General features: G+C 45.6%; 2 protein-coding genes. One reads left to right on the plus strand and one right to left on the minus strand.

Going from position 1 to position 13,354, the window contains the following annotated elements; translation table 11 throughout:
- Positions 1–36: 36 nt before the first annotated feature.
- Positions 37–9,924 carry a tetratricopeptide repeat protein gene (locus QUB14_RS11605; protein WP_333217097.1) on the plus strand — a complete coding sequence of 3,296 codons (9,888 nt, stop codon included), beginning with the start codon at positions 37–39 and terminating at the stop codon, positions 9,922–9,924.
- A gap of 73 nt (positions 9,925–9,997) precedes the next feature.
- Here QUB14_RS11605 and QUB14_RS11610 read toward each other — a convergent pair whose 3' ends face one another.
- Positions 9,998–13,216 (minus strand): glycosyltransferase, encoded by a 3,219-nt coding sequence (locus QUB14_RS11610; RefSeq protein WP_333217098.1) that lies wholly within the window; start codon positions 13,214–13,216, stop codon positions 9,998–10,000.
- Positions 13,217–13,354 lie beyond the last annotated feature (138 nt).

Genomic DNA, 13,354 nt, shown 5'->3' on the forward strand with positions numbered 1-13,354 from the left:
TACCAGTTAGCGAACTCCCAAACAACAAAGACAACTATGGCTTCTCAAAAAAAAAATCGGAAATCTGCCTGCAAACTGGGTACCGAAGACTCTTTGAAATTAGCTTGGGAACATCACCAAGCGGGCCGTTTGTTAGAAGCTGAAAATTTGTACCGGCAAATAATAGAAGTGCAGCCGGAATCAGCAAACGTGCTGTGTTTGTTGGGAATCGCGGCGAGACAGCAGGGAAAAATTGCCGAAGCGATCGACTTTTATGAACAAGCGATCGCCCAAAACCCAGATTTTGTAGAAGCACATTTAAATAAGGCTAATGTTTTGCTGGATGTAGGGGAATATCAAAGGGCGATCGCCAGTTACGAACAAGTCATCAAAATGCAGCCCAATTCCGCACTCGCTTACAATAATTTGGGGTGGGCAAAACAGCAATTAGGCGAAATAGACGCGGCTATTTTATATTACCAAACAGCGCTGCAACTCGACCCCAACCTGCACGAAACAGCGCACAACTTAGGACATTTATTTAAACAAAAAAATCAATTAGACGAGGCAATCGCCTGTTACCTCCACGCTTTAAAAATCAATCCCAACTTGACATATTCTCTGATGGGCTTGGGAACAGTTTTGCAGCAGCAAGGTAAATTAGCGGAAGCTTTCAACTGCTACCAGCAAGCGGTAAAACTTGACCCCAACAATCCCGAAGCTCACAACAATGTAGGAGCATTTTACCACGAACAAGGTAATGTAAAAACCGCAATATCCTACTACAGACAAGCATTAAAGTTAAAGCCAGACTTCGTGGAGGCAATTAACAATCTCGGACACGCTTTGGTCGATTTAGGAGAGTTTCAAGAGGCTTTTTATTGTCACAGTCGAGCCTTGGAATTGCAGCCTGACAACGCCACCGCCCACCTGGAATTAAGTTTAACTTTGCTATTGTTCGGAGATTTTCAGCGCGGTTTTGCTGAATACGAGTGGCGGTGGCGCACTCCGCAACTACAACCGAGGCAATTTAAACAGCCGATTTGGGATGGTTCGGATTTGCAGGGGAAAACTATTTTACTCCACGTCGAGCAAGGCTTTGGCGATTCTCTTCAGTTTATTCGCTACGCCCCAATTCTTCGGCGCCGAGGCGCTAAAGTGATGGTGGCTTGCTATCCAGAACTGATGCGGTTGTTTGCGACAGTTCCTGGTATTGAATATTTATCAGTTAGTCTGGAAGGTTTGCCAGAATTTGACGTTCACGCACCTCTGATGAGTTTGCCGCGAATTGTGGGGACAACTCTTGAAACAATACCGGCAAATGTTCCTTATTTAGCTCCGCCTGCTGAGTGCAAATTTGCACTTTCTTCTGATGCCAAATTGAAGGTAGGGATTGTTTGGGCGGGGAGTCCGCAGCGCCGGAAAGACAACCAGCGTTCTTGCAGTTTGAGCGATTTTATTCGATTTTTGGATGTTCCGGGAATTGCTTTTTATAGTTTACAAAAAAACTTGTCCGAGAGCGATCGCACTTTGTTGAACCAACACTTAGTGCCAGATTTAACTCCGCATTTGAACGACTTTGCTGATACCGCTTCGGCTATATCTCAACTGGATTTAGTGATTAGTGTCGATACGGCTGTGGCGCACTTAGCTGGTGCTTTAGGAAAACCGGTTTGGGTGCTGCTTTCTTTTGCTCCTGACTGGCGTTGGCTGCTGGATCGTGAAGATAATCCTTGGTATCCAACTGCGAGGCTTTTCCGCCAAAGTCAGCCGGAAAGTTGGCAAGAATTGTTTGAGGAAGTACAGGCGGCTTTGAGTTTATTTGCGATCGCCAATACTGCTAGTTATTCCGAGGATTCTGCCCACGACCAGCTTGACTTCGTTTCCCTCGCAATGACTGCTAATAATACGCCTGACCTCGATTCTGTGGCTCTCAAAATGACAGGTACAAGCGTGGTTAAAGAGAGTAAACAAATATTTGTGATGGCGAGCGAAGGGTTAGCAGAAGGCTCCGCAGCTAAGCAATCGCAGGGGATTGAGACATCGATTGCGATCGGAACGGCTGGCGAGGATTTAGCTGTTTTAGAGGATTTATTGCGGCAAGCAGAACATTTAATGGAAACAGGTGAGAAGGAAGAGGCGCTCGCCCTTTACGAACAGGTTATATCTATTGAGCCAAATTGCGTTCAAGCGCGGATTAATTTTGGTTTTCTCAAGCAAGAAAATGGCGAATTGGAAGCCGCTATCCCCCATTACCGAGAAGCTTTAGCCATCGATCCAAATATTCCTCAAACAGCTTACAACCTGGCAAAGATTTTTGAGGAACAAGGTCAAGTGGAAGAGGCGATCGCACATTACGAGCAAGCTCTTGTAGCTCAACCGGATTTCGTACCTGCACTGATTAATTTAGCGGTGGCGCGGCAAGAAAAAGGCGAACTTGTAAGGGCGATCGAGCTGTACCGGCGAGCGCTGGAAATTCATCCGCATAGCTGGGAAGCTTACAACAATCTCGCCACAGTGTTGCAAGAACAGGGCGATTTAGAAGATGCGCTGGAGTATTATCACAAAGCTCTAGAATTGCTGCCGGACTTTGTAGAAGCTATCAACAATTTAGGCAGGACATTTCTGGAAAAAGGCGCGGTAGAAGATGCGATATCCTGCTACAGACGAGCGATTCATTTAAGTCCAAATCATGCTAGCGCTCACCTGAATTTATCCTTGGCTTTGCTGTTGGTGGGAGATTTGGAAAATGGTTTCGCCGAATACGAGTGGCGCTGGCAAATTAAAGAATTTCACACTGGTCATTCCTGTTTTTTGGCGGGATCGGATAATACAGTTTCGGCGAGAGAATACCGGCCGCTGTGGGACGGTTCTGATTTGGTGGGAAAGACTATTTTGCTGCACGCCGAACAAGGTTTAGGTGATTCGCTTCAGTTTATTCGCTACGCTGCGATCGTCAAAAATAAAGGCGGTAGGGTCATTGTGGGCTGTTACCCGCAATTGCACCGTTTATTTGCAACGGTTGACGGCATTGATTTGCTAATAGTTAAAGGCGAGCCACTGCCGGAATTTGACGTGCAAGCGCCGATGTTGAGTTTGCCCTATATTATCGGTACAAAGCTGGAAACAATACCAGCAAATACTGCTTATTTATCTCCGCCTGCGGGTGCTGAATTTACGCTTCTGCCCGATCGCACTTTGAAAGTTGGCATTGTCTGGGCGGGGAATCCAAAACACCGCAAAAACAAGCAGCGTTCGTGCAGTTTAAGCCAGTTTCTGCCGCTTTTGGACGTTTCGGGGGTAAGTTTTTACAGCTTGCAGAAAGAGGTTTCCGAGGCAGATCGCGCGCTGTTGAATCAAACGTCGATCGTAGATTTGAGCCCGTATTTTGGCGATTTGGCCGATACTGCGGCTGCGATCGCCAAACTGGATTTAGTCATTAGTGTCGATACCGCTGTCGCCCATTTGGCGGGCGCTTTGGGCAAACCGGTGTGGATTTTGCTGGCGTTTTCGCCGGATTGGCGGTGGCTGCTGGAACGGGAAGATAGTCCTTGGTATCCGACGGCGCGGCTGTTTCGCCAGCATCAGCGGGGCGACTGGGAGGACGTTTTCGATCGGGTTGCGGAAGCTCTAGGCCCGGTTGCTGCAGGATTTGTGCCCTCGGATGCGGCGGATGCAGAGTTTCGGTTGGGCGTGGATTTGCAGCAGCAAGCCGATTTTGGCGGTGCGATCGAATGTTATGAGCGAGCGATCGCGCTCGATCCTAATTACGCAGCCGCGCACAGCAATTTAGGCGTTGTCAAACAGCAAGCGGGCAGGCTCCCAGAGGCGATCGCGCACTACCGACAAGCGCTAGCAATCGACGGGAATTTGGCGGAAACTGCGAGCAATTTGGGCAGCGCGCTCGCAGAAGCAGGGGAGAGTGAAGAGGCGATCGCACAATATGAGCGGGCGCTTTCTTTGAACCCGAATTGCGCGGAAGCGCTGATTAATTTGGGCCTGTTGCGGGAAGAGCAAGGGGATGTGGCAGAGGCTATAAGCTGCTACGAGCAAGCGATTCAAGTCAATCCTAATTGCGCGGCGGCTTATTTGAATTTGGGAATTGCTTTGGAGGCACAAGGGGAGGAAGCGGGCGCGAATTACGAACAGGCGATCGCCAATTACGAACGGGCGATCGCGATCGAGCCAAATTATGTGGAGGCCCTGCACAACTTAGCATACGCCTCGATCCGACAGGGCAAAATTGACCGCGCGATCGCATACTACGAGCGATCGACTGCACTGCAACCGGATTTAGCAGAAACTCTAATCGGTTTGGGGAGTTCACTGCAACAGCAAGACAAGTTAGATGAGGCTCTAGCCGTTTGCCAGCAAGCGATTCAGCAATTGCCAGCCAGTGCACAGGCTCGCTGCAATCTGGGAATTGTCCTGCAGAAACAGGGCAAAATTGAAGATGCGATCGGTTGCTATGAGCAAGCTTTGAGCCTGAAACCCGACTTTCCTGAAGCTTTGAACAATCTCGGCAAAGCTTTTGAGGAAGCGGGAAAAATGGCAGAGGCGATCGATTGTTACCGTCGGGCGATCGAACTCAAACCCGGTTATATTAATCCCCTCACCAATTTGGGAAGTGCTTTGCACGATCGCGGCCAATTTGCAGATGCTGTCACCTGCTACAGCCAAGCAGTTAAATTCAATGTCGGCCATCCTGAATCTCACCTAAATTTAGGTTTAGCGTTGCTGCTGGCGGGAGACTTTCAGCGCGGTTTTTACGAGTACGAATGGCGGCTCCTAGTTAAAGAAAAACAGTTCCGCTCCCACAACTTTATTCAGCCGCTTTGGGATGGCAAAGATTTGCAGGGAAAAACTATTTTGCTTTGCCCGGAACAGGGTTTAGGCGATGCAATTCAGTTTATCCGCTACGCAGATTTAGTCAAGCAAAAAGGCGGCCGGGTAATTGTTTGGTGTTTACCCCACTTGGAGCGGTTGTTTGCACAAGTTTCGGGAATCGATGGGTTAATAGTTAATCCAGAGGATGCGCCGGATTTTCAGGTTCACGCGCAGCTAATGAGTTTGCCACACCTTCTGGGAACAACTTTAGAAACTATACCGGCCAAAGTTCCTTATTTAGCTCCGCCGCCCGGTTGGGAATTTACTCTCAGCCAAACTCCTAATTTGAAAGTGGGGATTGTGTGGTCTGGAAATCCTAAAAATTCCCACAATAAGGTGCGATCGTTACCCCTGAATTTATTGACCAAAGTGTTAGATATTCCCGGAGCAGATTTTTACAGTTTGCAAAAGGAAATGACAGCAGACGATCGCGCTTTGTTAGAGCAAATGCCAGTAACAGATTTAAGCTCTTATTTGCACGACTTGGCGGATACTGCGGCGGCAATCTCCGCTCTGGATTTAGTGATTTCTGTAGATACTTGTGTGGCACACTTGGCTGGTGCTTTGGGCAAACCAGTGTGGATTTTGCTCTGTTTTGTGCCGGATTGGCGGTGGATGTTGCAACGCGAAGATAGTCCTTGGTATCCCACGGCGTGGCTGTTTCGCCAGTCAACAGCGGGAGATTGGGAAGGAGTTTTAGAAGAAGCTGCTTTGGCGCTGAGAGAAAGAATTTGTCAGCATAAACCAGCTATACCGCCAAGAGAAACTCAAACCAATATTGAATTATATCAAAAACAGTTCAATCAGGGAAATATTCTCAAGTCGCAAGGAAGATTGGCCGAGGCGATCGCTTATTTTAAAAATGCTTTGGTTTTGCAGCCGAATTCAATAGAGGCTACGACTAATTTGGCAGTGACGCTGCACCAAACAGGTGATTTAGCCGAAGCTGCCACCTATTATCAGCGCGCGATTGAAATAGATCCAAACTGCGCTCAATCCCACAATAACTTGGGTATTTTGCTGCAAGATCAAGGCAATATAATGGCTGCTATATCTTGCTTTCAAAAGGCGATCGCCCTGAATCCGGTTTACGTCAAAGCTCTCAACAATCTCGGCGCGATACTCCAGCAGCAGGGCGAGTTGCAGAGTGCGATCGCGTTTTTTCATCAAGCACTTTCTGTCAATTCCAATTACGTGCCCGCGCTGATAAATTTGGGTGTGGCGATGGAAAGACAATCTCAGCTAGACGAGGCTGAACGGCTTTACGAGCGTGCAATAGGAGTAGAACCAAACAATCCTACAGGACACTATCACCTGGGAACGTTATGCTTGGGGGCGGGAAAAATAGAACAGGCAATTTCTAGCTTAGAACGAGCCATATCTTTGAACCATAATTATGTAGAAGCTATTACTAATTTAGGCAGTGCAGTTGAACAATTAGGAGACGTAAATCGAGCAATTTCGTGTTACAAAAAAGCAATAGAAATTGATGTTAATTGTGTAAAAGCTCACTTCAATTTAAGCTTAGTCTTGCTGTTGACTGGGGACTTGCCGCGCGGTTTAGCAGAATACGAGTGGCGCTGGCAAACAGAACAGGCGAAAAAATTGCCGCGGTTGAATTTTGACCGACCAGTTTGGGATGGTTCAGATTTGAACGGACAAACTATTTTGCTCCGATCCGAACAAGGTTTGGGCGATGCCATTCAATTTGTGCGATACGCGGCAATTGTGCAGCAAAAAGGTGGTAAAGTAATCATTTCGTGCTATCAAGAACTGAAGGGTTTATTTAAGCAGATTCCTGGCATCGCACAAGTGGCGGTTCGGATGGATGAATTGCCGGATTTCCAAGTACAAGCACCGCTGATGAGTTTGCCTCATATTCTGGGAACAAATTTAGAAAATATACCGGCAAATGTTCCTTATTTAGCTGCGCCGCCGAATTGGCAATTTTCCCTAACTTCCGTGAAGCACAGCTATCCCGTAGGGAATCGCAATTTCAAAGTTGGGATTGCGTGGGCGGGAAGTTCAGAACATTTGAAGGATTCTCAGCGGTCGAGCGATTTAAGCTATTTCCTGACATTGTTAGATATTTGCGGTGTAAGTTTTTACAGTCTTCAGAAAGAAATTTCGGCTGACACTCGTAGTTTGTTAACTCAAATTCCCGTGATAGATTTGAGCGACAATTTGAACGATTTTGCCGATACTGCGGCGGTGATATCGCAACTAGATTTAGTAATTTGCGTGGATACTGCTGTGGCGCACTTAGCTGGTGCTTTGGGTAAACCCGTATGGATTTTGCTGTGTTTTATGCCGGATTGGCGGTGGATGTTGGAACGCGAAGATAGCCCTTGGTATCCGACGGCGCGACTGTTTCGGCAGCAAACACCGGGCGATTGGGAGGAAGTATTCGATCGCATAAAAACAGCCTTGCTAGAGAGGGCGGGCACGGGGGCACCGCCCCTACAATCTACTCGTTCCCAGGCTGTGCCTGGTAAGGAAGATACCGAAGCTTCGCCTCGATTTTCTTTATCGCCCGCACAGGTACAATTTCACATAGCAAATGCCTTAGAAAAACAAGGTAAAAAAGCAGAGGCAGCCGCTCGTTACGAACAAGTAATTGCCGCATCACCCAGCCACGCCGAAGCCCACAGTTATTTAGGTTATCTCAAACAGGAAAACGGGCAAATAGCCGAGGCTATTGCTCATTACCAAAAATCGCTAAAAATCAATTCTAACCAGGCTGAAACTAACTTATATTTGGGTTATGCCCTCGAAGAACAGGGACAAGTCGTAGAGGCGATCGACTTCTACAATAAAGCAATTCAACTACGTCCCAACTCGCCAAATTGGCGCTTGAGACTAGCATTAGCTTTGCTTTTAACTGGGAATTTTGATGCTGGTTTTGCAGAGTACGAATCGCGCTGGCAAACTCAACAATTGGATCAGCGCTCTTTTGAGAAACCGCTTTGGGACGGCTCGGATTTGCAGGGAAAAACAATTTTATTGCACCCCGAACAAGGTTTTGGGGATACGATACAGTTTATCCGCTACGCTCCTTTAGTTAAGCAAAAAGGTGGCAAAGTTATTGTGGCTTGTCATGTCTTGCTGAAGCGTTTGTTTGAAGGAATTGCAGGAGTAGATCGAGTAGGAGTCAGGCCGAGCGATTTGATAGATTTTCAAGTGCAAGCCCCGCTGCTAAGTTTGCCGCGAATTCTGGGAACGACTTTGGAAAATATACCGGCGAATATTCCTTATTTAGCTCCGCCACAGGATTTTAAATTTTCCCTAGAGCCGAACAATAAACTAAAAGTAGGTATTGTGTGGGCGGGCGGCCCGCTGCACCGCAACAATCATCGGCGATCGTGTAAATTGAGCGATTTTCTGAAATTTGTAGAGGTTCCGGGAGTGAGTTTTTACAGTCTTCAGAAAGATTTGTCAGCGGGCGGTTCCCTACAGGATAGCTGCGCTTCACGCACTTTATTAAAGCAACACCAAATTGAAGATTTAAGCGAACATTGCGTCGATTTTGCCGACACCGCAGCAATTATTTCGCAACTCGATTTAGTAATTTGCGTAGATACTTCTGTCGCGCACTTGGCCGGTGCTTTGGGCAAACCCGTGTGGATTTTGCTGCCTTTTGTTCCCGATTGGCGCTGGATGCTGGAACGCGAAGATAGCCCTTGGTATCCCACTGCGCGGTTGTTTAGGCAGCAAAAAGCCGATGATTGGGATGGAGTTTGCGATCGTATAAAAGCAGCCTTGCTAGAGAGGGCGGGCACGGGGGCACCGCCCCTACAATCTACTCGTTCCCAGCCTCAGCCTGCTAACGCAGATTCTTATGCTCCGCCTCAAATCCAACCCCCAGAAACTCCCCCACAAATTACAGGAATCGGCATCAGTTGGCCGATCAGCATCACCAGCGGTTGGGGAATTTACGGCGTGAATTTAACACTACAACTGCTGCAAAATCCAGCCTGGCAAGTTGCGCTTTTAGCACCGCCATCCATCACCTCAGAAGCGATGAATCCGCTGCATAAATCCCTGTTATTACCTGTAATTGAAAAGCAAAAAAGTTTTCAGGAATTAGTAGCAGCCAATTCCGACAAACAAATCAGTTGTAATTTTCCCGTACTTTACGCTTTGGGGAATAATTTAGCATCCTCTGGAGTTGACAATCAAATTACCAGCGCTTGTCAAATAGGAGTCATATTTTTTGAAGACACGCGAATCACAGCAGAAGCACTAGAAACAGCCAAAAAATATAGCGCGATTGTCGCAGGTTCCAACTGGAATGCGGATGTTTTGAAAAGCTGTGGCTTGACTAATGTGGCGATGGTACATCAAGGAATTGACCCAACAATTTTCCATCCTGCACCTAAATCTAATCTATTTGGCGATCGCTTCGTCATTTTCTCCGGCGGCAAACTGGAATATCGCAAAGGTCAAGATATTGTAATTGCCGCTTTCAAACGATTTCGCGCCAAACATCCAGAGGCTTTGTTACTAACAACATGGCACAATTTTTGGCCTCAGTATATGTTAGGAATCGAACAAACCGGAAACGTTGCGGGACTTCCCAATATCAACGGCGACGGAAGTTTAGGAATTTCCCAATGGTTAGTGGCTAACGGTTTGCCAGTTGACTCTTTTATCGACATCGGCTTAATTCCCAATCACCTCGCTGGACAAATTTTGCGAGAAGCCGACTGCGCTGTTTTTACCAACCGCTGCGAAGGCGGCACTAATTTAGTGGCGATGGAAAGTATGGCTTGCGGAATTCCGACTATTCTATCAGCAAATACTGGTCATTTAGACTTGATTTACAGCCACATTTGTTATCCTTTATGGAGTCAAGGACGAGTTAAACTGACGGCTCCTTTTTCCGGTGTAGAAGGTTGGGGAGAGTCTGAGGTTGCAGAAGTTGTCGAGGCTTTGGAACAAGTTTATACTAATCGCGAAGAATCAAAACGTCGCGGTTTAGCTGCGGCTAATTTTATGCTGGATTGGACTTGGGAAAAACAGGTTAAGCGTTTTTTGGATGTGATTGCCGATATGTAGATAACACTAAAGTCTATACTACAAACTTTCGGAAAATTGTTCGTAGTATAGACTTTAGTCCTTATAAAAAAGATTAATTTGCGATTGATTCCAATAGTTTGTTAGCACTGTTTACACTTTCAATATCGTATAGTTCTGGATTGTAAGAAACAATTTGTGCTACCAATTTATGATGGTAACTTTGAGCAGTTTCATTCCTAGAACCATGAACGCTACGATAATTAAGAACTATTTCTCTGGTTCCCAAAAAAGGAATGCTATGTTTGTGACAATTAACCCAAAATTCCCAATCCTCATAACCTTCTTTCATCTCTGCTTTGTAACCGTTGACCAAATTCCAAACTGATTTGTGATACAATGAAGACGTGCAAATCATATTAAATTGTTTGATCTTTTTGGGTGAATATAAATCATAACTGGGTATTGTGTGATTTTCATTGCCGCCAAAAAGTTGATAAGAACCAAATGCTATGCAAGGTACTTTGGATTTTAGACATATTTCTAAAAGACAACTCAAGGCATTTGGAGCTAAGATATCATCGGCATCTAAGGGCATTATGTATTGGCCGTTTGCTGCCGCTATGCCAGTATTTCTAGCCATTGATATCCCTTGATTAGCTTGTTCTATTAGCCTAATTTGATGCTGGGGATTTGCTGCAATTGCATTTTTTGCTACTGTACTGGTAGTATCTAAGCTGCCGTCATTGACAATGATAATTTCCCAATTTTTGTAAGTTTGGTTAATCACGCTAGTTACTGCTTCCACCAAAAAATGAGATTGATTGTAGCAGGGAATAATCACAGATACCAAAGGTCGATCTGCCAATTGTGGCGATGCTGTAACTTGTTTGACACTTTCTGATTGTAAATTATGTGCCGAATTTCTAGCAGCTTGCAAGCTGTAAAAATAAATCTTGGGATGGACAATGGCTAATTGATTCAGATCGGTATTTTGATATTCATTTACTAACCTCGGATATCCCGACAAGTATTCTTGTCTAACAAAAATTAAGATATTCTGAGCGTACCAAGGCTCTACTTTGTCATTGTTCCATATCTTTTTTCTCAAGCAGTCAATAACTGCATAGCCGTTTTTCTGAAAGTAATAAACCCAATATTGTGGCCACTGTTCGTTAACGTGTTCGACGCCTCCTTGAAATGGTATCGCAGCAGAAAACAGAATCACCGGTGCTAGTTGAGTGAGAGAATTAACAAAGTTTTCGGCACAGGTAGCCGGCAAATGTGCGGCAACTTCCAGAGAAATTGCTAAGTCAAATTTTCTGTTTATTTGCAGCGGTTGCTTTAAATCGGCGGATTGGAACTGATTTAAAGGAATTTGTAAAATAGTGCGATCGACATAATCACCATCTATTCCCAAAAAATCAGCAATTCCCAACGTGTGGAACGCAGCTAACCAACTTCCCGTACCGCAGCCCACATCTACCACACTTTTAGGTAAAATGGGTTGCAGCAAGTCTAACAGCAGGGGAATAATTTCCCTAGCAGAACTGCGAGTTCCTTCTCTGATTAATTGGTGAAAATCTCTTGTATAAGATGACTGTTGGTTTTGATTAATTTGGCTGGCTGTTTGAGAATTAATTGTCTCTAAACTGCTAATATTGTAACCGTGCAAATGTGCTGGCAACTGCCAGGAAATATTGGGGTCGGGTTGATGTTTTACTGGCTCGACATTGCCCCGCCAAGCAGCCCCCATAATTTGCATTGTTTGATATACTACTGTTTGCCATCCCCTTTGCTTCAAGTAATCTAAACCTTTACCAACATCGGGAGCGGTTAAGTCGTGAAATAAAATTATTGCATCTTCCTCAGCCAATTTTTCACACGCAATGGCATCATTTAACGGCCCATCACCTCCGTGTTCTCCGTCAATAAAAATTAATGACCATTTGCGGTTGAATTGAGCGGAAAATTCTTCTACTCTTTGGGGGCTGTAGCCTGGTATTAGCTCGACTGAGGTTTGAACTCCCGACGCATTGAGAGCGCCTTGAATTGAATCGATTACGCTTTGTCTGATGTCTTCTCTTTCTAACAGCGGATCGACGACATCTAACTCAACTCCTGCGAGGGCTAAGTGACAGGCAGACCACCCTAGCCAGCAGCCTATTTCTAAGGCCTTTTTACCTTTGAATTGCAGAGCTGTATTGTAAAGGATGTGCGCTTCGTCGCGATTCAAAAACCCGATAAATGGATAGCGCTTATCTGCATACCAATTATGCGGAATTTCCCGGCGCAAGTAATGCCAGTTACTCGCATTTGGATCGGCAATAATCATATTGGGGAAATAGGAGTCAGGTATAATTATTTGGAACCCAGGGGAAACATAATCGCCTGGTTGTAATAAATTATTTTTGTTAATTTTAGGTGCTGGCTCAGTCATTTTGGGTTCTTGAAATATTGTTATTGCTGCCTGTTTTTTAGGTTGATAACGGACGCTCATTTCCAGTATATCGCCGTCAGTTGCCATCAATTGTACTCGATCCAACTGCTGGCGGCCAGCTAAATGCAAAATGCCGATCGCCTCCTGCGGCAAGTACGGCTCCACAAAACAGCCTCGCTGCTTGTCCCAAACCGGAAAACCGTTGAATATCCAATTGCACCAAGCTGGGAGCATTTCAGTCAGATTGAACAATTCGCCACTGTAAACAGCGAGGTTGAGGGCAAATTGGTCTGTCATGACACAGCCGGATCTTTGCAATCCTTGATTGAGTTTTTCAGCCCATATTTCCCAGTGCAAAGCATCTTTTCGGAGTGCGAAAACTCCGGCATTTAATATCGGATAACTGTAGAATTTCTTAGCAATTTCTTCACCAAAGTTAGCTTCGTATTGTTGATAAACCCACTGCCAAAATTGAGGAAGTTGTCCGTACTGCTGCAAGCTCGCCCTGTGAACTTCGGGAATAATTGCCAGCCCCCGGCGCGATGCTCCTGCAACCAACAAATTAATTGCTCTCCAGTCTTGAACCCAAGCATCCGCATCGATCCAAAGGTATATATCAAAATTGGGAAAGTATTTTCGCAAACAAGGTCTAACTAATAATCCTTTTAAATGTTGGGGAGCTTCATTTCTGCCCGGAAAGTCAAAGTCCCAATCGGGCTTTTGAATGATATTAACTTTTGTTTTGAGCCACTGCAACTGTTCGGGAGTACAGCCGAGATCGAAAAAGCCGATCGCCACATTTTCACCCTCTGGTTTTTCCCGCACCGATAAAATAGTGCCTCGCACCAATTCAAAGTAATTGGCATCGGCGGCCGTGATGATGATAATCTGCATAAATAGGTTTTATTATACAATAAACTGCTGAGTATAGCGTAGGGTGAGCCATTCACACCTTACTATTACTATAGGGTAGGGTTCGCGATCGGCAGCTTACTATACGCTAGCAATATTCATACAACTATACTATCGAGG

The sequence above is a fragment of the Microcoleus sp. B3-D2 genome, from assembly GCF_036705345.1.
Taxonomy (GTDB): domain Bacteria; phylum Cyanobacteriota; class Cyanobacteriia; order Cyanobacteriales; family Microcoleaceae; genus Microcoleus.